Consider the following 20,958-nt stretch of genomic DNA (forward strand, 5'->3'; position numbering starts at 1 on the left):
TCCGGACCTTTACTTCCCGAAGTCCCCGAAGAGGAGAAACATGGCTTCGCTGCTCACCGGCCGCCGCCGGTGGCTGGTCGCCGGCGCGCTCGGCGCCGCACTGGTCGCCGCCGCCCCGGTCGCCCTGGCCGCCACCGGCTCCGGCCCCGCCGACGCACGTTCGGCCGGCACCGGCGACCGCACCAACGACGTCCGCTCCGCGATCCAGGGCGGCAGCGCCCGCAACGTCATCCTGTTCATCGGTGACGGCATGGGCCAGTCGGAGATCACCGCCGCCCGCAACTACGAGCGCGGCGCCGCGGGCCGGCTCGCGATGGACGAGCTGCCCCTGACCGGCGACTACACGACCTACGCCGTCGAGCAGAACAACCCCGGCAAGCCGAACTACGTGACCGACTCGGCCGCGTCCGGCACCGGCTGGGCCACCGGCACCAAGTCCTACAACGGCGCGATCTCGGTCGACGCGTACGGCAACGACGTGCCGACGATCCTCGAGATCGCCAAGCGCAACGGCCTGCGCACCGGCGACGTCACGACCGCCGAGGTCCAGGACGCCACCCCGGCCGTGCTCGGCTCGCACGTCGTCAGCCGCGACTGCAAGGGCCCGGTCGAGACGACCGCGAAGTGCGCGAAGAACGCCAAGGAGAACGGCGGCCTCGGCTCGATCTCCGAGCAGCTGGTGCAGACCCGCCCCGACGTCCTGCTGGGCGGCGGTGCGACGTACTTCGACCAGAAGGTGACCGCCGGGAAGTTCAAGGGCAAGACCGTGCTGGAGCAGGCCAAGGCGGCCGGCTACAACGTCGTCAACACCGCGGCGGACCTGGCGGCGGCGAAGAAGGGCAAGCCGGTCCTCGGCCTGTTCGCCAAGAACAACATGCCGGTGAACTGGACCGGCCCGGCGGCCGTGCACGGCGGCACCGCGCCGGCCCGCTGCACCCCGAACGCGGCGCTGCCGAAGACCCAGCCGAAGCTGGCCGAGCAGACCCGCAAGGCGATCGAGCTGCTCGAGGACCGCCGCAGCGACAAGGGCTTCTTCCTGCAGGTCGAGGGCGCCAGCATCGACAAGCAGGACCACGCGGCCGACCCGTGCGGCCAGATCGGCGAGACGGTCGACTTCGACGCGGCGATCGCGGCGGGCACGGCGTACGCCCGCAGCCACCCCGACACCCTGGTACTGGTGACCGCCGACCACGGCCACAGCAGCCAGATCGTCGAGCCGACGGCCACCCCGGGCCTGACCGCGACGCTCGTCACCAACGAGGGCGCGAACATGACCCTCGCCTACGGCACCGCGGAAACGGGCGGCTCGCAGTCGCACACGGGCACCCAGGTGCGCATCGCGGGCCTCGGCCCGCAGGCGGCCAACATCGTCGGCCTGACCAACCAGACCGACCTGTTCGGCACGCTGAAGCGGGCCCTGCGCCTGCGCTGACCTGCGTAAAGCCGTGAAGGCCACCTTGAGGGACGCTATGTCCCTCAAGGTGGCCTTCACGGCTTTCGGGCTCCGGTGGTGGGGCAGGCCCCCGGATCGTTCGGGCGGTCAGCCCCAATGCCCCGTGGTGCCGGGCTCCCTAGGTTGGGGAGCACCACGACACCAGGGGGTTGTTTCATGCGGAAGTCCTTACGCGGCAGGCAGATCGTCGCCTGCGGCACGCTCGTCGCGCTCCTCGCGGCGACCACCGCGGCGCCGGCGCTCGCCGTTACGAGCCCGCTCCAGGGCGCGCTCGACACCCTGACCGCCCAGGACGGCGTCCCGGGCGCCGAAGCCGTCGTCCAGGACGGCTCCCGGACGCGGGTCACGCGCAGCGGCACCGGGGACGTCGCCACCGGGAAACCGTTCCCGCGCAACGGTTCCTTCCGCGTGGGCAGCGTCACGAAGTCGTTCGTCGCGACCGTCGTGCTCCAGCTCGCCGGCGAGGGCCGGGTGAAGCTGGACGCGCCGGTCGAGCGGTACCTGCCGGGCCTGCTGCCGGACCGGCGGATCACCGTGCGGCAGCTGCTGCAGCACACCAGCGGGCTGTACAACTACACCGACGACCTGGACCTGTCCGATCCGGAGGCACTGCGCCACCGCGGCGCGGACCCGGCCGAGCTGGTGGCGATGACGGTGAAGCACCCCGCGTTGTTCCCGCCCGGCACGAGCTGGTCGTACTCGAACACCAACTACATCGTCGCGGGGATGCTCGCCGAACGCGTGACCGGGCACGCGCTGGGCGACGAGATCGCCCACCGGATCACCCGCCCGCTGGGCCTGCGCGACACCTACCTCCCACGCCGCGGTGACGAGAAGCTGCCCGCGCCGCACGCCGTCGGTTACGTGCCGATCGACGGAAACCTGGTCGACTTCAGCGACTACGACGCCACGATCGCGGGGGCGGCGGGCGGGCTCGTGTCCACCCCGGCCGACCTCGACCGGTTCTACGGCGCCCTCCTCGGCGGGAAGCTGCTGCGTCCCGCCGAGCTGGCCGAGATGCGGCGCACGGTCCCGGCCGACCTCGGCGTCCCGGGCGCCCGCTACGGCCTGGGGCTGGGCAGCATCCCGCTGTCGTGCGGGGAGTTCTGGGGCCACGAAGGCGGGGTCCTCGGCTTCACGAACCTCGCCGGCGTCGGCCCGGGCGGCCGGCGCGCGACGGTCGTCCTCAACCAGAACCCGGCACCGGAAGCCGCGGAGGCGCACCTGCTCGCGGCGACGGACGCGGCGCTCTGCTCAGGCCGATAGGTCCAGGAACACCGAGACCCCAGGGGGTTGTTTCATGCGGAAGTCCCTACGCGGCAGGCAGATCGTCGCCTGCGGCACGCTCGTCGCGCTCCTCGCGGCGACCACCGCGGCGCCGGCGCTCGCCGGCACCACGAATCCGCTGCAGCGGGCGCTCGACCGCGTCACCGCCCAGGGTGGCGCGCCCGGCGCCGAAGCCGTCGTCACCGACCACGGGCGCGTCACCGAGACGCGCCGCGGGATCGGCGATCTGACCACGGGGAAGCCGTACCCGCACGACGCCGTGTTCCGCGTCGGCAGCGTCACCAAGACGTTCGTCGCGACGGTGGTGCTCCAGCTCGTCGCCGACGGGAAAGTGCGGCTCGACGAGCCGATCGAGCGTTACCTGCCCGGTCTCGTCGCCGGCAACGGGAACGACGGCCGGCAGATCACCGTGCGGAACCTGTTGCAGCACACCAGCGGGCTCTACAACTACACCGACGACGTGCTGACGGCGGACCCCGAGTCCCTGCGCCACCGCGGTGCCGAGCCCGGCGAACTGGTCGCGATCGCGCTGCAGCACCCGCCGTTGTTCGCACCCGGCAGTTCCTGGTCCTATTCGAACACCGACTACATCGTCGCCGGGATGCTTGTCGAAAAGGTGACCGGCCGCAGTCTCGCCACCGAGATCGACCGCCGGATCGCCCGGCCGCTCGGCTTGCGCGACACGTCGCTGCCCGGCCGCGGCGACGAACACCTGCCGGCGCCACACCCGCGCGGGTACCTGACGCTCGGCGGGCCCCCGACCGACTTCACCGACTTCGACCCGTCGGTCGCCGGCGCCGCGGGCGGGCTCGTGTCGACCGGCCGGGACCTGGACACGTTCTTCAGCGCGTTGCTGGCCGGCCGGCTGCTGCCCGCCGCGCAGCTCGCGCAGATGCGGCACACGGTCCCGGCACCGAGCGAGCCCGGCGCCGACTACGGCCTCGGCCTGATCCGCCGCACGCTGCCGGACGGCACGCCGTACTGGGGCCACGACGGCGGAATCTTCGGCTTCGCCACCCTGGCCGGCGCCCTCGACGGCGGCCGGGCCGCCGCCGTGTCGGTCAACGAGCTCCCCGCCCCCGACGGCGTGCAGCAGAACACCGAGACGGCGTTCGAGGTCGCCCTGGCCCGGCGGTAGCCGGAACTGTCGGTGCCACCCGGTAGCGTGGAAATCGGGGGCGGCGCCCCACAAGCTGTTCAGGGAAACGGCCTGCTCAGGGAGACGGCCTGTTCAGGGCAGCAGGTCCAGCACCTCGGTCCACGGCCGCCCGACGTCCAGGCGGTGCAGCGTCACCCCGGCCTCCGCGAGGGTGCCGAGGTGGCGCTGCCACGCCGGGTGGTGCACCCGGGTGTCCTGGATCTGGTAGGCCACGACGATCGTGATCCCGGGCGCGCCGAGGACGTCACCGAGCACGGTCAGCGCCTGGTTGTCCGCGATCCCGAGCGCCAGCTTCGCCACCGAGTTGGCCGACGCGGGCGCGAACAGGAACACCGACGGGTCCGGGTGCGGCCGGGGCTCCCCCGGCAGCCGGGACGCGCTGCGCACCGGCAGATCCGTCGCCGACTCGACGTCGGCGAGGGTGCCGGTCGACTCGAGCCAGCGCATCGCCGTCGGCGTCAAGGTGATCGCCGTCCGCCAGCCGCGGGCGGCGGCGGGCCGGGCCAGCTCGGCGGCGAACCGGACGTCCAGCCCGCCGCACGAGCCGGCGACCAGCCCGAGGTCCCTCACGGTTTGCGCAGCACGGCGCAGAACATCGCGTCGGTGCCGTGGCGGTGCGGCCACAGCTGCACGTACGGCCCGTCACCGAGCTCGGGCACGCCGGGGAAGAACTCCCGCGAGTCCAGCACTTCGGCCTTGAGGCGCCGCGCCGTCTCGCCCACCACGCCCTCGGTCTCCGCCAGGTGCGGCGAGCAGACGACGTAGGTGAGCGCGCCGCCGGGCCGCAGCAGGGCGTAGGCCGCGGTGATCAGCTCACCCTGCAGCTTCGTCAGGTCCGCGACGTCGGAGGGCTGACGCCGCCAGCGCGCCTCCGGCCGCCGTCGCAGCGCACCGAGGCCGCTGCAGGGCGCGTCGACCAGGATCCGGTCGTAGCCCGGTTCCAAGCCGCTTTCGCGCCCGTCGGCGACGTGCACCTTCACCGGCAGGCCGATCGTGGCCTTCTCGACCAGCTTCGCGCGGTGCGGCGCCTTCTCGACGGCGTCCACCCTCGCGCCGCTCAGCGCCGCGAGGGAGCCGAGCATGACCGCCTTGCCGCCGGGGCCGGCGCACAGGTCGAGCCAGCGCTCGTCCGAGCCCTCGACCGGCACCTTCGTCGCGGCGATCGCGCAGAGCTGGCTGCCCTCGTCCTGCACCGCGGCCAGCCGCTCGCGGATCGGCTCGGCGTCGGCCGGGTCGCCGGCGCCCGCGGGCAGGCGCACGCCGTAGGGCGAGTACGGCGCCGGGTCGCCGCCGGTGATCGCGGCCAGCTCGTCGGCGGTGATCTCGCCGGGGCGGGCGACCAGGTGCACCTCGGGCCGCGCGTCGTCGGCTTCGAGCGCGGCCTTGAGGCCGGCACCCTTGTCGCCCAGTGCTTCGGCGAACGACCGGGCGATCCACCGCGGGTGCGCGGTGCGCAGCGCGTACGCGCCGATCGGGTCGGTCGAGTCGTCCGGCGCCAGCTCGTCGAGCCAGGCGTTTTCGTCCTTTTCGGACACCTTGCGCATGATGGCGTTCGCGAAACCCGTGGCCCACGAACCGGCTTCGGCGCGCACGAGGTCCACAGTGGACGTCACCGCGGCGTGCTCCGGGATGCGCGTGCGCAGCAGCTGGTAGACGCCGAGGCGCAGCGCGTCCAGCACCGTGGGGTCGGTCTTGGCCAGCGGCCGCTCGGCGTTGGCCTCGATGACGGCGTCGAGCAGGCCCTGCGCCCGCGACGTGCCGTACGCCAGCTCGGTGGCCAGTGCCGCGTCCCGGCCGCTGATCCGCCGCTCGCGCAGCAGGTCCGGCAGGACGAGGTTGGCGTAGGCGTCCTTCTCGCGCACGGCGCGCAGGACGTCGAACGCGGCCTGGCGGGCGGCGTCCACCTCCGGCGGGCGGCGCGGGCTTTCCTTGCGCGGGGCCGGGTGGCTCCGCTGCGGCCGTGACGGCCGGCGTTCCCTGTTGTCGTTCACCGGAGGCGTTCTCCCTGCTCGATCCGTGTTCCGCGAGCCCAGTCGGTGGCCGCCATCCGTTTCTTGCCGGGTGCCTGGACTTCGCCGAGCCGCAACGGCTTCGTCGCCGTCCCGACCAGCACCCGTTTGCGCTCCAGCACGAGCTCGCCCGGCGGCGGGCCGGGTTCGTCGAGCACCGTGACCGGGCCGAGCTTCAGCCGTTCCCCGCGGAACTCCGCCCACGCGCCCGGGTCCGGGGTGACCGACCGGATCTGGCGGTCGACCGCCGCGGCCGGGTCGGCGAACGACACCCGCGCGTCGTCGACCGTCACCTTCGGCGCGTAGCTGAGGCCCTCGGCGGGCTGCTCCTGCGCGCGCAGGGAGCCGTCGGCGAGACCGTCCATGGTGGACAGCAGCAGCTTCGCCCCCGACTCCGACAGCCGGCCGAGCAGCTCGCCCGCGGTGTCGGTCGCGGCGATGGTCTCGGTGACCACCCCGAAGACCGGGCCCGCGTCCAGCTCCTTGACGATCCGGAAGGTCGACGCGCCGGTGATCTCGTCGCCGGCGCGGATCGCGGCCTGCACCGGCGCGGCACCGCGCCACGCGGGCAGCAGTGAGAAGTGCAGGTTCACCCAGCCGAGCGACGGGATGTCGAGGGCGGACTGCGGCAGCAGCGCCCCGTAGGCGACGACCGGGCAGGCGTCCGGCGCGAGCTCGGACAGGCGCGCGAGGAAGGCCGGGTCGCCGGCGCGGGCGGGCGTCAGCACCTCGATGCCGTGCTCGTCGGCGAGCGCGCCGACGGGCGACCGGACGACGTGGCGACCGCGCCCGGCCTGGGCATCGGGCCGGGTCACGACGGCGACGACCTCGTGGCGCCCGGAGTCGAGCAGAGCGCGCAGGGCGGGGACCGCCGGGTCGGGGGTGCCGGCGAAGACGAGCTTCATCGGCCCACCCCCGGCGGGAGCAGGGAGGATTCACGTGGCTGCAACATCGGGCCTGAGTCTAGAAGGCCCCGTTCGGCCGGGCGCGCCAGTGCCCACCTTGGGCCGCGGTTGTCCACAGCAGGGCCGTGATGTGGACAACCGGACGGCCGGTGACCGTTTCCCGGCTTCTCGTCGGGCACCCCCGGTAAACTGGGAGCGGGGCCGGACCCCCGGTGAGGGCGGGGGCTGCTTTGGGGGGCGGGGGCTGCTTTGGGGGCTGAGTCGCGGCGGGCCGGACGTCGGGACGTCGTCACCGGCCGGACCGCGTCGGGACCGACCCGGCTCGCGAGCCGGCCCGCGTCGAGGCTGGGCCGCGCCGCGAGCCGGACCGCATCACCAGTGCGTGGGCCACACCACCTGGGCCGAGCCGATGCCGCGGCGGACCGGTTCGGCCGCCGCCTGCCAGCGGCCGTCGCGCAGACGCTCGACTCCGGTGGCCGCGCCGATCTCCGCGGGCGCCGTCGAGAAGGCCTGGCCGCGGGCCTTGAGCACGGCCGTCTCGGGCAGGTTCAGGAACTCCTGCTCGACCTGCGCCTGCGCCGAGTTCCGCTGGGACGCGCGCGGCGCCGCGATGGCGTCCTCCAGCGACAGGCCACGGTCGATCCGGCCGGTCAGCACCTGCAGCACCGTCGTGATGATCGACGCGCCGCCCGGCGAGCCGGTGGCGAAGAACGGGCGGCCGTCCTTGAGCACGATCGTCGGCGCCATCGACGAGCGCGGCCGCTTGCCGGGGCCGGGCAGGTTCGGGTCGGGCACTCCCGGCGTCACCGGGGTGAACGAGAAGTCGGTCAGCTCGTTGTTGAGCAGGAACCCGCGACCCGGCACGACGATGCCGCTGCCGCCCTCCTGCTCGATGGTCAGCGTGTAGGCGACGACGTTGCCCCACTTGTCGGCGACCGTCAGGTGCGTGGTGTTCTCACCCTCGTACGGCGTCGGCGCGCCCGTCGTGCCCGCGGCACACGGCGTGGGGTGCTTCGGGTCGGCCGGGGCGACCGGGCTGGTCGCGGCCTTGTCCTTCGAGATCAGGCAGGCGCGGCTGTCGGCGAAGCGCTGGCTCAGCAGTTCCTTGGCCGGGACGTCGATCACGGCCGGGTCGCCGATCCAGCGGTTGCGGTCGGCGAAGGCGAACCGCGTCGACTCCAGGAAGTACTGCAGGTAGTCGGCCTTGCTCGCGTGCTTGAGGTCGTAGTTCTCGAGGATGTTGAGCGCCTCGCCGACGGTGAGCCCGCCCGAGGACGGCGCCGGCATGCCGTAGACGTCCAGGCCGCGGTACTCGGCGTGGGTCGGCGTGCGCTCGATCACCCGGTAGTCGGCGATGTCCCGGGCGGTCAGCTTGCCGGGACGCACATTGAGCGTCGAGGCGGGATCTTTCGGCGGATTCTGCACGGTCTTCGCGATGTCCGCGCCGATCGGCCCCCTGTAGAGCGCGTCGACGCCGCCGCGTTCCAGCTGCGCGTACGTCGCGGCGAGATCCGGGTTCCGGAAGACGGTGCCGGGCGCGGGCGGCGCGCCGTTCGGCAGGTACAGCGAGCGCGTCGACGGGAACGCGGCGAACCGCGCAGCGTTGTTCGCGATCTGCGTCTGGAAGGTCGGATCGACGACGAATCCCTTGCGCGCCAGGTTCTCCGCGGGCTTCAGGGACTTCGCCAGTGAGCGCGTCCCCCACTTGCGGAGGGCCTCGGACCACGTCGCGGGGGTGCCGGGAACGCCGACGCTCAGCCCGCTCGTGACGGCGTCGTTGAACGGCAGCGGCTGGCCGTTCTCGACGAAGAGGTTCGCGTCGGCGGACTTCGGCGCGGTCTCGCGACCGTCCAGCGTGTGGACGCGACCGGTCTTCGCGTCGTAGTAGACGAAGAACCCGCCACCGCCGACCCCGGCGGAGAACGGGTCGGTGACGCCGAGCGCGGCTGCGACCGCGACGGCCGCGTCGACGGCGTTCCCGCCGTCGCGCAGGACCTGGGTGCCGATCGCGGTGGCGTCGGCGTCGATGCTGGCCACGGCGCCGCCGAAGCCGGTGGCGACCGGGCTCTTCGGGGTGGGCGTGGCGGCGGTGGCGGGTCCGGTCGCGACGGTCGTGAGGAGCGCGGCCGTGGCGGCGATGACGAGGGTTCGGCGACTCCGGAGCGCGGGCATGCGGGCGAGTCTGCCCCTTGCGTGAGGGCGCATCAAGCGCCAAAGGGCGCCGGGAATCCCTTTCGTCCGATCCGTTGGCGATTCACGAGCTCGGACGTAGCAAGAAATTGAATCACATGGAGCAGTGACATGACATGCGCAGATGTAACAGACTCATTCCGCGCGGCCCTGCACAGCCGCGCACCGCGAGGGCAACCCGAAAGGAACGCACGATGACAGCACAACGACGGGGGTGGCGGCGCCTGTTCGGCGCCGCGCTCGCGGTCTCGACCTCCCTGCTGGTCGTGACCGCCACCGGCGCGAACGCGGCGCCGGGGCTCCCGGACCAGGACGCCACCGGCAACCACGAGATGGGTGCGGCGATCCGCGCCCACGACGGCGTCGGCGTCGCACCCGCCGGCCTGGCCCCGGCGTCGGTGGACGCGAGCGTCCCCGGCATCGACGTCAGCTCCTACCAGGGCAACGTCAACTGGGCGTCGTACTGGAGCGCGGGCAAGAAGTTCGCCTACGTCAAGGCGACCGAGGGCACGGGCTACGTCAACGCCTACTTCAGCCAGCAGTACACGGGTTCGTACAACGTCGGCATGATCCACGGCGCCTACCACTACGGCCGCCCGGACCTCGCGGGCGGCGCGGCCCAGGCCGACTACTTCGTCGCCCACGGCGGCGGCTGGTCGAAAGACGGCAAGACGCTCCCGGGCACGCTCGACATCGAGTGGGGCCCGAACAACGCGTGCTACGGCAAGACCGCGGCGCAGATGGTCGCGTGGATCAAGGCGTTCAGCGACGAGTACCACAAGAAGACCACCCGCTGGCCGGTGATCTACACGGCGACGAGCTGGTGGAGCCAGTGCACCGGAAACACGGGCGACTTCAGCTCGACGAACCCGCTGTGGGTGGCGCGGTACGCGTCAACGGTGGGGACGCTGCCGTACAAGTGGGACTTCTACACGTTCTGGCAGTACAGCTCTTCGCCCATCGATCAGGATCAGTTCAGCGCGGACATCTCACGCCTGAAGGTCCTGGCGACCGGCTGACACCCGGGTCGGGAGCACGCCACGCGCCTGGCGTGCTCCCGCTCACTGATCAGAATGGTTTCCTGATCCGCTTCGCCAGATCGTCTTTGGCGGCCTTGACGTCACTGTCGGGGAGGTACGGCTGGTACTCCTCCAGCTTGTCGGATAAGACGGTGTACACGTGGTCGAGGTCCGCTACCCAGTTGTCTCCATTTCCTGCGACGCCGACAACCAAGCACTCCTTGCCGCCTTTGCCGTACTCCGGAATCAACACGACCACCCGCTCCTTGTTTCTGCGGGAAGTGAAATCATTGTTCAGGAACGGACATAAGTACACATACCCACGCTTCGGTGCCATGATCGGATTTCCTTTCGGGTGGACGGGAAACCGACCGTAAAGCGCGCGCTCGTCCCACAAGCCGTTTGCTGCGAAACCGGTGCACCCGTTCGGCGGCGTACCCCGGCGACGCGGCGCGTCAGAATCGGGTGATGCCAACGGCTCGGCGTGGACGTCAAACTTCGCTCGGCGACGACGAGACGGCCGATCCGTGGGCACGGGTGGAACGGGGTCAGCTCGCGGCCTGGCTGCTCAAGATGTGGCGCCTCTACGGGGACGACGTCGCTCTGACCATCCGCCGGCTGGCCGCCGCGATACGAACGCCACCGGTCCATGACGCCACGATTTCCCGCTGGGAGAACTCCCTGGTCACGGTCCCGACGTGGGCCCTGCAGCAGTACGAGCTGCTCTTCGACCTGCCGCCGGGCGAGCTGGCAGCCGTGGTGACCGCGCTCGGCCGGGAGCGCCCCACAGGGCGCCGGACCGCGCGGCCCTGCGAGGAGCTGCTCGAAAAATGCCTCGACCGTGCTCCCGTTTCCGCGGCGGAATGGGCGGACCTGACGATTTCCCTGACCCGACAGCGACGCAAGATCGCCCGGCCCGTGTGGGACACCCTGGCCCACCGGCTGCTCACCGAAATGTGCCTTTCCGTGGGCTGGCGATACCTGCTCCGGCTTTCCGCGTTGCAGCGGGTGCACGAGCACACGGAAGGAGGTGTCGCGCTCGTCGCGGCGACCGAAGAATTCGTCGCCGAGCCTTCCTGTCAGCTGATCATCGATCCGATCGCCTTGCTCGCGGCGAACCGGACGCTGCCGGCGTCCCGCCGGCTCCTTCACCTCCTTTGCGAGCCGCGGAACGAATCCGAGCAGCTCGGCGCGCTCTTCGCGTGGGCGGCCCGGCCGCCTGGTGACCACAGCACGGCCCACCGGCTCGAAGCCGTCACCCGCGAGCTGTGCGCCGGCGCATCGACCTCGCCTCCGGTCCGCGAAGCCGCTTCGGACGTGCTCGCGACACTCACCCGGTACCGCCCGCATCGTCCCGATGCGCGCACGGCAGATCTCGGCAAAGCGGGCGACGCAGCCTTCGACGAACTGATCCATGCCCTGGACAGCACCCAGAACCGCCGCCACGAACACGATCTCCTCGGCAAACGGATCATCCGGCAGGCACTGCTCAGCACCGACAGCGATCTGCGCATCCTCACGGTCAATGTCCTGCACGCGTCGCCGTTTCGCGGCGTCCTCGCCGACACTCTCGCGTCGCTGCTGACCAGCGGGCGCACGAAGAGCAGCTCGGCGGTCCACACTGTGCTGGTGGATCTGCTGGGCAGCCTGGGCGAAGCCCGGCACCGCCCGGTCGTCGAGGACCTGGTGCGGCGGGGCGCGGCGCGGGACACCGCGGCCGTGGCGCTGGCGCACCTCCCCGGCCGGACGGACCTGCGTCTCTGGCACCACGTGCTCACCCAGCGCCCGACCGGTGAGAGCACCCAGCGAGCCGCGCTCTACGCGGTCGGGATGAAGGGCGACCGCGACGGTCTGCGGCTCCTGCGGACCTACGCTCCCGCCGTCCGCACTCGCGCGAACTGGTGGCTGCGGCTGCCGGCCGAGGCATCCGCGGGCGCAGCTCTCTGACGATCGGACCGGCTGATCCCGACTTCCGCGGGTTCCGCGGGTGGCGCGGTCGACGGAAGACTCGGCCGCGTCACCCACGCCGTGGAGGGAAACCCGTGCGCCTGACCGCTCTGCTCCCCCTGCTCGCCGCCGTCCCGCTCTTCGCGTTCCCCGCCGTCGCCACAGCCGCGCCCGGCTGCTTCGACACCACCGTCCCGCTGACGGTGGAGGAACAACGGCTCACCGCCCCCATGCCGGCGGGTGGTCCCGCGGTCGGCCCCGAGCTCGTCCGGCTGGCCGGGTTGGATCCGTTGGTGGCCGGGGTGAAGCACGACCTCTGCGTGGCGCGTACACCGCGCCGGGCCGAACGCGTCGTCACCGAGGCCGGCGACCGGCTGTGGCGGACGGCCGTCGACCGCGCCCAAGGCCGTCGTCCGGATCTCGGCACACTCGACCGCTTCGACGACCGGCCGTTGTACTGGGCACGGCTGCAGCTCAGCAGCGCGGTGCGGCAGTGGACACCGGCGTTTCCGTTGCCCGGCCGCGCTTCTCTGCTCACGGCGTTCGACCGCGGCTCACGCGGCCTCGACGACGTCCGGTTCCCGCCCGGGAAGACGCGGCGGGTCATGGTGAGCGGGTTCGACCCGTTCCAGCTGGACGGTGCGGGCGTCCGGATCTCGAACCCGGCCGGGGCGTCGGCGCTGCAGCTGGACGGGCGCGTGCTGGACACGCCGTCCGGCCCCGCCGTGGTGCAGGCGGTGAGCTTCCCGGTGGTTTGGGGCTACTTCGACGAAGGCGTCGTCGAAGCGGCGTACGGCTCGGCGCTGCGCGACCGCGCGCGTCGGCCCGACGTGCTGATCACCATCAGCCAGGGCCGGCCGGGCCGGTTCGACATCGAACGCTGGGCCGGCGCCTGGCGCGGCGGCTTTCCCGACAACAACAACGCATCGGTGACCGGCGGCGTCCCGCCCGCGACGGGCTGGCCGCAGCCGGATGTCCAGTTCATCGAGACGACCCTGCCGTACCAACGGATGCTCGACGCGCCGGCCGGCGCCTATCCGGTGAACTTCAACCAGGCGTTCTGCGTCTGGCCGGACTCGGCGCACCCGGGCGCGGGCACGCCGGTGTGCCGTTCGGACGCCCCGGCGCCCGGCGAAATCGCGGCGTCGGGCGGCGGCGGGAACTACCTGTCGAACGAGTCGATGTTCCGCGCGAACCGGATCCGCTTGGGCCTGAACCTGACGGCCGTGGCCGGCGGCCACCTGCACACGCCGGTGCTGGGCCAGCCGACCGACCCGGCGGCGCTGACGGACCCGGACTTCGAGTCCCGCCGCCAGGCGATCGCGGCCCAGGTGATCACCTTGGCGACGGCCGCCGCGACGCCTTCCACCTCGGCAACCCCGTCCCCGGCAACGGAATCCCCGCGCGCCGCCCTCGAATCCCTCCCAGCCACAGTCCTCTGACCCACCGTGTCGTCCCGTCAATCACGAGTGATTGACGGGACGACACAACAAGCAGCGCCCGGACGCTAGGAGTACGGCCGCCGCCACCATGATCATCCCAGGCCGACCCACTGTGGCCGCGCGCCGACCAGTGGCAACTTGCGCAGATGCGCCCGTGTTCTCGCAATGCCGTGCGGTCCTTGGGCACCGCAGTTTCGTCCTGTACCAGAGCACATCGCTCAGGCTCGCCAAGCGGAGACCACCGATGACTTCCGCGTTGTCGATGCCCTCACGCACGGGCACTACGCAGAGCAACCAGGGAATTTCACTTGGTCAGCGGTAGGGCCCGAGCACCTGATCGCGGCATAGTCGATTTCTGCCTGCAAGGGGGATGTATGCGGCATTACCCGAACTGCGAGCGCGCACAGAGCCGAAGGTGCCAGTGCACGATGTGCTGGGGCACACAACACGGCTGGAAAGGCGCCGTCAGCCTCGCCAAGAATCCCGATCCCACCGTTCGCCACGAGTTTCGAACGAACGTGGACGAGGCCTGGCAGGCCGCCGTTGTGGGAAAAAGGAACGCGAATCAGCGCCCCTCGCAGAGGATCAGCTATCCGAAGAAGATCGCGGGAATCGACTCGGCGATCGCCGACCTCGTGGAGTGGCTGACACAAGACCTGGCCGCCTCGGAGACCGCTCCGGCCGAGAGACCACCAGCGATCGGCAGCGAACATCTTTCACAGTCCGAGGCGCCGCGGCCGCACCAGACGCTGCCCGACAATCCGACTGACGACATAGCACCTTCCGCCCGATCATCCATCGACGGAATACCTGGCACGCAAGCAGCACCGGACACCACTCCGCCGAAAGGCGGCTTGTCGACCGGCGGACCGGTTGTCACCAGAGTAGAAGAACTGGGCGACATTCTGGCCGCGCACGTCCTCAGTGACATCGAGCGAGCGTGGGGCGGCCCGGTACCGAAGGAAGTCAAGGTCGCGCTCGCGGATCATTTCTGGTGTGACTTGTTCGCGCATCTGGCACACGTCCTGGCCGAAGGCGCCAAGGCGTTCGACAAAGTGCCGGACAAGGTCACCGCCCTTATCATCAAGTCACGTAAGGCATCCGAACGCGCTCCGCTCACAGACTTCGTCATCAAAACCGCCGTCAATAGCATTTGGAAGTACGTACAAGGACTCTCCCTTTTTGGCTGGATCATCCAGGTTCGCAAGTTTCTTCCAGTGATTCGCATCCTTGCTGTATTAATCTGCAAGGCTCCCGAGCGACACAAAGCGGTCGTGGAGTACTGCCTCGACCCGCTGAAGGAGCAGTTGGCGTCGGAAACGAAGAAGCGGCTGGTCAAGGTGCTACGGGAGTGGCTGCCCGAGATCACCGCCGAACTCGCCCGGCGGAACGACCTGCCACCTGATTGACGTGCTGCGGTAACTTCCGGCCCATCGATCCGTTCGCTCACGCCCTAAATGAGTTCCATCGGGTCCAGTTGGATGCGGATCGGTTCCGTGGCCTTCCGGGCGTCACGCCGGGCCGCCGCTGCGTGGATTGCTGCTGCCAGCGCTTTTCCTTCGCTTCGGGAAACCCGGACCAGGGCGCGTTCTCTCTCCGCGTTGCCCTCCTCGTCCAGCTCGCCCAGCGGGACCGGGCCCAGGACCTCTCCGGATGGCGGCAACGGCAGATCGTCCAGAACGCCCGCTACCGCGTCCGGCGTGCCCTCGACGCTCGCCATCCGCATCGCCGGGGGGAAGCCCAGCTCTCGGCGCTCGGCCAGTTCCTGCGACGCGTGCCACGCCGGGTCCCAGCGGACCAGGGCCTGGACCACCGCCATTCCCGCCTCGGCTCCGACGATCACCCGGCCACCCGACGAGCCGGGGCGGACCAGGGCCGCCGCGGCCATCCAGCGGCGCAGTGTCTCCTCGCCCGCCCGCAGGTCCTGGCGGCCCAGCAAGGCCCAGCCGTCCAGCAGCAATGCCGCGCCGTAGCCGCCTTCGGCCACCGGTTCCGCTCCTGGCGTGCAGACCACCAGTGCGGGTTTGCCCGGTACCGATGCGAGGACCTCCGACGCGCCGGACGTGCGGACCGGGATGCCCGGGAACGCGCGGCCCAGCTCCTCCGCCGTCCGCTTCGCGCCGACGATCACCGCTCGCAGGCGGACCGAGCCGCACGCCGGGCAGCGGAACGCTGTTTCCGGGACGCCGCACCAGCGGCACCCCGGCGGTTTCGGCCGGCCGTCGATCGAGCCGCCGGGCAGCGCCAGCGGACCGGCGCAGCGGCGGCAATGCGCCGGGGTGCGGCAGTTTCCGCACGCCAACCCCGGCACGTAGCCGCGTCGCGGGACCTGGATCAGGGTCGGGACGCCCGCCGCGAACGCCTGGCGCGCCGCTTCGAACGCAACCGCCGGGAGGCGGGCGACGCGGGCGGCTTCGTCTCGGGCGACGTCGAAGTCCTCGCCGACCGGGGTGACGCGGGGGGCCGCCGCGCGCAGTTCCGCGCGGTCCGCCAGGACCGGGGCTGCCCAGCCCGACTCGACGAGCAGCTGGGCCTCGGCCGTCCGGGCGAAGCCGCCGACCAGCAGGGACGCCTTCGCCGTGTGCGCGCGGTCCATCAGCACGTCGCGGACGTGCGGGTACGGCGCGTGCTGGTCGAGGTGCAGGTCGTCGCCGTCGTCCCAGACCACGAACAGGCCCGGCTCGGCGACCGGCGCGAACATCGCCGCCCGGGTGCCGACCACCACCCGGACCGCGCCGCGCAGCACCGCGAGCCAGCGCCGGTACCGCTCGGCGGGACCGAGCCCGGCGATCAGGGCGACGACGCCGTTCTCCCCCACGAGCGCGGCGCACGCTTCGTGCACCCGCGTCAGGTCTCGGTGGTCCGGTACGACCAGCACGGCGCCGTGCCCGGCCGCGGCGGCGGTCGCCGCGGCCTCGGCCAGCCGGCGCGGCCAGTCCTCGCCCGGCAGGGCCTGCCAGACGGCGTTCGCGGGCTTCCCCTCGGCCAGCGCCTCCAGGAACGCCGGGCCGCGCTGGTAGCGCGCCCAGGCCGTGCTGTCGGGCGCCTCCGGGAACTCCGCCGTGACGGCGGGCGGCTCGCTCTCGACCTTCGCGTGCCGCGGTGGGATCGCGAGCCGCAGGACGTCCGAGAGGGTGCCGCCGTAGCGGTCGGCCACCGCGCGGCAGAGGGCGTGCAACGACGGCGTCAGCACCGGTTCGGCGGAGGTGACGCGGTCGAGGAAGGCCAGTTTGCTGCCGTAGTCGGTCGTCTCGGCGCGTTCGACGAGGTAACCGTCGACCAGTTGCCCGGCGAACCGGACGCGGACCCGGCAGCCCGGCACCGCGGTTTCGTGCAGCTTCTCGGGCACGCGGTAGTCGAAGGTGCGGTCGAGGTGCGCCAGCGGGATGTCGACGACGATCCGCGCCACGGACCGCTCGGGCGCGGGCTGCTGGGCGCCCTTCGCCTTCTCCCCCGGCTTCGGTGCCTTGGACGGCTTCTTCCGGGCACGCGACGGCACCACGGCTTTCGCGGCGGCGGGCGGCGGCTCCTCGGGAAGCTCCCAGAGGGCGGCGGGCTCGGAACTGCTCACCCCGAGATCTCTACCAGAACCCTCCGACAGGACCCGACAGCCCCGACGCCAGAACGCCGTGAAGGCCACCTTCAGGGACATAGAGTCCCTCAAGGTGGCCTTCACGGACCGGACGGATCAGGCTCCCGCGGCCGACTTCAGGTCAGCGGCGCGAGCGGTGCTCTCCCACGGCAGGTCCAGTTCCGGGCGGCCGAAGTGGCCGTACGCGGCGGTCGGGGCGTAGATCGGGCGCAGCAGGTCCAGGTCGCGGATGATCGCCGCCGGACGCAGGTCGAACACCTCGGTGATGGCCTGCTGGATCTTCGACGGATCCACCGTCTCCGTCCCGAACGTCTCCACGAACAGACCCACCGGCGCCGCCTTGCCGATCGCGTACGCGACCTGCACCTCAGTCCGCGTCGCCAACCCGGCGGCAACGACGTTCTTCGCGACCCAGCGCATCGCGTACGCCGCGGAACGGTCGACCTTCGACGGGTCCTTGCCCGAGAACGCGCCACCACCGTGACGGGCCATGCCGCCGTAGGTGTCGACGATGATCTTCCGGCCGGTCAGCCCGGCGTCACCCATCGGACCACCGATCACGAAGCGACCGGTCGGGTTGACCAGCAGCCGCGCGCTCGAGGTGTCGATGCCCAGGTCTTCCAGCTCCGGGCCGACGACGTGCTCCTTGACATCGACGCTGAGCATCTTGTCCAGGTCGATCCCGTCCGCGTGCTGCGACGAGACGACGACCGTGTCGAGGCGCACCGGCTGGTCACCGGCGTACTCGATGGTCACCTGGGTCTTGCCGTCCGGGCGCAGGTACGGCAGCACACCGTCCTTGCGGACCGCGGTCAGCCGCTTCGACAGCCGGTGCGCCAGCGCGATCGGCAGCGGCATCAGCTCCGGGGTGTCGGAGCACGCGTAGCCGAACATCAGGCCCTGGTCACCCGCACCCTGGCGGTTGATCTCGTCCTCATCGGACTCGACGCGGGACTCGTACGCGGTGTCGACGCCCTGGGCGATGTCGGCCGACTGCGACCCGATCGCGACGTTGACACCGCACGAGTTGCCGTCGAACCCCTTCGCCGACGAGTCGTACCCGATCCGCAGGATCACGTCCCGCACGATCGTCGGGATGTCGGCGTAGGCCTCGGTGGTCACCTCACCGGCGACGTGGACCTGGCCGGTGGTGATCAGGGTCTCGACCGCGACGCGGCTGCGCGGGTCCTTCGACAGCAGACCGTCGAGGATCGAGTCGCTGATGGCGTCGCAAATCTTGTCGGGGTGCCCTTCGGTCACCGACTCCGAGGTGAACAATCTGCTGCTAGACGCGGTCACGGTGGCCGTCACTTCCTCACCTTGTCGTCGGATGCCCCGAAACTTAGGCACCCCTTACCTGTGCAAGCGTACTGACTATCGCTCGGGGGACAGTCAATGCTTCATGAAGCTCACCACAGCGTCCCACAGGGTGGACGCCAGCTCGGCTTTCCGCGCCAGAGGTATAGGGATTTCCGTGCCGTCGGCGGCCAGTAGCCAGCCCGAATTGTCCTCGGTGCCGAACGCCTTGCCGTCGCCGACGGCGTTGACCATCAGCAGGTCGGCGCCCTTGCGCTTGAGCTTCACGCGGGCGTGGTCGAGGACGCTGCCGTGCTCGTCGCCGGTCTCGGCGGCGAACCCGACGACGACCTGACCGGCCCGCCGGTGCCGCACCAGCTCGGCGAGGATGTCGGCGTTGCGGTCGAGGGTGACGACCGGATCCGGCTGGTCGTCGGACTTCTTGATCTTGACCTCGGCGCGGTTCGCCGGCCGGAAATCGGCCACGGCGGCGGCCATCACGACGACGTCGGCCGAAGCGGCCGCCTCGTGCACCGCGACCCGCATCTCCTCGGCGGTCGACACGTGCTTCACGGTGCTGCCCGCCGGGTCCGGCAGGGCGACCGTGTGGGCCGCGACCAGGGTGACCTCGGCGCCGCGCTGGGCGGCGACGCGGGCCAGCGCGTAGCCCTGCTTGCCGGACGAGCGGTTGCCCAGGTAGCGGACCGGGTCGAGTGGCTCACGCGTCCCACCCGCTGAGACGACGACGCGGACGCCTTCGAGGTCGCGGGGCAGGGCGCCGGGCTTGGCCAGCAGCAACCGGGCGAGGTCGACGATCTCGGCGGGGTTCGCCAGCCGGCCCTTGCCGGTGTCGGCGCCGGTCAACCGGCCCGAGTCCGGCTCGGCGACCACCAGGCCGCGGGACCGCAGCAGCGCGACGTTGTCGCGGGTGGCGGGGTGCTCCCACATCTCCGTGTGCATCGCCGGGAAGAAGGCGATCGGGCACCGGGCGGTGAGCAGGGTGTTCGTCAGCAGGTCGTCCGCGATGCCGTGGGCGGCCTTCGCGAGCAGGTTCGCGGTGGCCGGGACGACGATAACGAGGTCGGCCTCCTTGCCGACGCGGACGTGCTGCACCTCGGGCACCTCGGTGAACACGCCGGTGTGCACCGGGTGCCCGGAGAGGGCTTCGAAGGTGGCCGCGCCGACGAAGTTCAGCGCGGCTTCGGTGGGCACCACGCGGACGTCGTGACCGGATTCGGTCAGCCCTCGCAGGACCTCACAGGCCTTGTAGGCGGCGATGCCGCCGCCTACGCCCAGGACGACGCGGGGTTTACTCACCCTCGGTGTGCTCGAGCAGGCCACCGTGGATCTCGCGCAGCGCGATCGAGAGCGGCTTCTCGCGCGGGCCCGGCTCGACGAGCGGGCCGACGTACTCGAGCAGGCCCTCGCCCAGCTGGGCGTAGTAGTCGTTGATCTGGCGGGCACGCTTGGCCGAGTAGATCACCAGCGCGTACTTCGAGCTGACCTTCTCGAGGAGGTCGTCGATCGGCGGGTTGGTGATGCCCTCGAGCTCTTCGTGCAGGGTCGCCTGAGTCGTCACTCGTGGTGCTCCGAATCCGTTGGGCTACCGGCGGCAAACTGCTCGCCGGTAATCAAGCTTAGCAAGTGCTCAGCGGCCTCACGCACGTCGGCGTTGACGAGGCGCTCGTCGAACTCCCCGGCGGCGGCGAGCTCACGCTCCGCTTCCGCCAGCCGGGCCTGCACCGAAGCTTCGCTCTCGGTGCCGCGCCCGGTGAGCCGGCCGACCAGTTCCTCCCACGACGGCGGCATCAGCATCACGAGCCGGGCCTCCGGCATCGCCACGCGGACCTGACGGGCGCCCTGGAGTTCGATCTCCAGGATCGCCGGCCGGCCGTCGGCGAGGGCCTTCTCGACGGGCTCGCGGGGAGTGCCGTAGCAGTTGCCCGCGAACTCGGCCCATTCCAGCAGCCGGCCGTCGGCGACCATCGCGTCGAATTCGACGCGATCGACGAAGTGGTAGTGCGCCCCGTCGATCTCGCCGGGGCGAGGCTTGCGCGTGGTGACCGAGACGCTGAAGTAGATGTCGGGCTCCAGCTTCCGCAGTTCGCCCACCACGCTCGACTTCCCGACACCGGACGGCCCCGATACGACCGTGAGCCGGTGCCGGGAGAGATCCCCCGTCACCGGCTCACTGCCGCGGTCGGCGCCCCGGCTCGCCGGGTTGTCCTGACCGACGCCGCTCACTCGCCGCTGAACTCGGCCAGCAGCGCCTTGCGCTGCCGGTCGCCGAGGCCGCGGAGACGACGGCTGGGGGCGATCTCCAGTCGTTCCATGGTCTGCTGAGCGCGGACCTTGCCGACGCCCGGAAGGGCCTCGAGCAGAGCCGAAACCTTCATCTTGCCGAGGACTTCGTTCTCCTCGGCCTGCTTCAGCACGTCGACCAGAGTGGTACCGCCCCGCTTCAGCCGCTCCTTCAGCTCAGCACGGATCTTGCGAGCAGCGGCGGCCTTCTCCAGCGCCGCAGCACGCTGTTCCTCTGTCAGCTGGGGAAGTGCCACGTTTTCCTCCGGTAGTTCTCAAATCTGGGTGGGTGACGCGACGGTACCCACCCGTGAGCACCGGCCACAATGCGGGGGTGGCTGGTGGGACTCGCTTCCGG

The 20,958-nt window shown here is 71.3% G+C and carries 18 protein-coding genes; 7 read left to right on the forward strand and 11 right to left on the reverse strand.

From position 1 onward, the window contains the following. The first annotated feature begins 40 nt into the window (after positions 1-40). The 3 genes from phoA to OG494_RS21680 all read left to right on the forward strand — a co-directional run bounded on the left by phoA (position 41) and on the right by OG494_RS21680 (position 3,878). A complete protein-coding gene (gene phoA, locus OG494_RS21670) occupies positions 41-1,432 on the forward strand; it encodes an alkaline phosphatase (RefSeq protein ID WP_328458477.1) in 1,392 nt (463 codons plus the stop codon). 177 nt (positions 1,433-1,609) lie between these two features. Next, positions 1,610-2,719 (forward strand): serine hydrolase domain-containing protein, encoded by a 1,110-nt coding sequence (locus tag OG494_RS21675; protein ID WP_328458479.1) that lies wholly within the window; start codon positions 1,610-1,612, stop codon positions 2,717-2,719. A gap of 34 nt (positions 2,720-2,753) precedes the next feature. Continuing rightward, a complete protein-coding gene (locus OG494_RS21680) occupies positions 2,754-3,878 on the forward strand; it encodes a serine hydrolase domain-containing protein (protein ID WP_328458481.1) in 1,125 nt (374 codons plus the stop codon). A 93-nt stretch (positions 3,879-3,971) separates the two neighbouring features. Here the strand turns inward: OG494_RS21680 and OG494_RS21685 are convergent, their stop codons facing one another. The 4 genes from OG494_RS21685 to ggt all read right to left on the reverse strand — a co-directional run bounded on the left by OG494_RS21685 (position 3,972) and on the right by ggt (position 8,985). Further along, positions 3,972-4,469: a flavoprotein gene (locus OG494_RS21685; RefSeq protein WP_328458483.1), complete on the reverse strand. Its 498-nt coding sequence runs from the start codon at positions 4,467-4,469 to the stop codon at positions 3,972-3,974. Next, entirely contained in the window at positions 4,466-5,890 is a 1,425-nt protein-coding gene (locus OG494_RS21690; protein WP_328458485.1) for an RsmB/NOP family class I SAM-dependent RNA methyltransferase, read from the reverse strand. The genes OG494_RS21685 and OG494_RS21690 overlap by 4 nt, the downstream gene beginning before the upstream one ends. Beyond that, entirely contained in the window at positions 5,887-6,813 is a 927-nt protein-coding gene (gene fmt, locus OG494_RS21695) for a methionyl-tRNA formyltransferase (RefSeq protein ID WP_328458487.1), read from the reverse strand. Before fmt ends, OG494_RS21690 begins: the two co-directional genes overlap by 4 nt. A 372-nt stretch (positions 6,814-7,185) precedes the next feature. Continuing rightward, positions 7,186-8,985 (reverse strand): gamma-glutamyltransferase, encoded by a 1,800-nt coding sequence (gene ggt, locus OG494_RS21700; RefSeq protein WP_328458489.1) that lies wholly within the window; start codon positions 8,983-8,985, stop codon positions 7,186-7,188. Between the two features lie 212 nt (positions 8,986-9,197). Here ggt and OG494_RS21705 point away from each other — a divergent pair, with 212 nt between their 5' ends. Continuing rightward, complete coding sequence (locus tag OG494_RS21705) at positions 9,198-10,022, forward strand: lysozyme (protein WP_328458491.1); 825 nt, start codon at positions 9,198-9,200, stop codon at positions 10,020-10,022. A gap of 49 nt (positions 10,023-10,071) precedes the next feature. Here the strand turns inward: OG494_RS21705 and OG494_RS21710 are convergent, their stop codons facing one another. Then, positions 10,072-10,359, reverse strand: a complete 288-nt coding sequence (locus OG494_RS21710; protein ID WP_328458493.1) for a hypothetical protein — start codon at positions 10,357-10,359, stop codon at positions 10,072-10,074. A gap of 131 nt (positions 10,360-10,490) precedes the next feature. Between OG494_RS21710 and OG494_RS21715 the strand changes: the two genes are divergently transcribed. From OG494_RS21715 to OG494_RS21725, 3 genes are all read left to right on the forward strand, one after another. Beyond that, positions 10,491-11,969, forward strand: coding sequence for a hypothetical protein (locus OG494_RS21715; protein WP_328458495.1), 1,479 nt, complete (start codon positions 10,491-10,493; stop codon positions 11,967-11,969). Between the two features lie 95 nt (positions 11,970-12,064). Further along, complete coding sequence (locus OG494_RS21720; protein WP_328458497.1) at positions 12,065-13,411, forward strand: hypothetical protein; 1,347 nt, start codon at positions 12,065-12,067, stop codon at positions 13,409-13,411. 428 nt (positions 13,412-13,839) lie between these two features. Then, complete coding sequence (locus OG494_RS21725; RefSeq protein WP_328458499.1) at positions 13,840-14,820, forward strand: hypothetical protein; 981 nt, start codon at positions 13,840-13,842, stop codon at positions 14,818-14,820. Positions 14,821-14,864: 44 nt separating this feature from the next. Here the strand turns inward: OG494_RS21725 and OG494_RS21730 are convergent, their stop codons facing one another. The 6 genes from OG494_RS21730 to mihF form a co-directional block, all read right to left on the reverse strand. Beyond that, complete coding sequence (locus tag OG494_RS21730; RefSeq protein WP_328458501.1) at positions 14,865-16,982, reverse strand: primosomal protein N'; 2,118 nt, start codon at positions 16,980-16,982, stop codon at positions 14,865-14,867. Between the two features lie 117 nt (positions 16,983-17,099). Beyond that, positions 17,100-18,302: a methionine adenosyltransferase gene (metK, locus tag OG494_RS21735; protein ID WP_328458502.1), complete on the reverse strand. Its 1,203-nt coding sequence runs from the start codon at positions 18,300-18,302 to the stop codon at positions 17,100-17,102. Positions 18,303-18,395: 93 nt separating this feature from the next. Next, positions 18,396-19,616, reverse strand: a complete 1,221-nt coding sequence (gene coaBC / locus OG494_RS21740; protein ID WP_328458503.1) for a bifunctional phosphopantothenoylcysteine decarboxylase/phosphopantothenate--cysteine ligase CoaBC — start codon at positions 19,614-19,616, stop codon at positions 18,396-18,398. Beyond that, complete coding sequence (gene rpoZ, locus OG494_RS21745; protein WP_005152353.1) at positions 19,609-19,878, reverse strand: DNA-directed RNA polymerase subunit omega; 270 nt, start codon at positions 19,876-19,878, stop codon at positions 19,609-19,611. The genes coaBC and rpoZ overlap by 8 nt, the downstream gene beginning before the upstream one ends. Then, positions 19,875-20,543 (reverse strand): guanylate kinase, encoded by a 669-nt coding sequence (gene gmk, locus OG494_RS21750; protein ID WP_442874448.1) that lies wholly within the window; start codon positions 20,541-20,543, stop codon positions 19,875-19,877. Before gmk ends, rpoZ begins: the two co-directional genes overlap by 4 nt. After that, positions 20,540-20,857: an integration host factor, actinobacterial type gene (mihF, locus tag OG494_RS21755; RefSeq protein WP_013224622.1), complete on the reverse strand. Its 318-nt coding sequence runs from the start codon at positions 20,855-20,857 to the stop codon at positions 20,540-20,542. Before mihF ends, gmk begins: the two co-directional genes overlap by 4 nt. Positions 20,858-20,958 lie beyond the last annotated feature (101 nt).

Source organism: Amycolatopsis sp. NBC_00438 (assembly GCF_036026695.1).
Lineage (GTDB): Bacteria > Actinomycetota > Actinomycetes > Mycobacteriales > Pseudonocardiaceae > Amycolatopsis.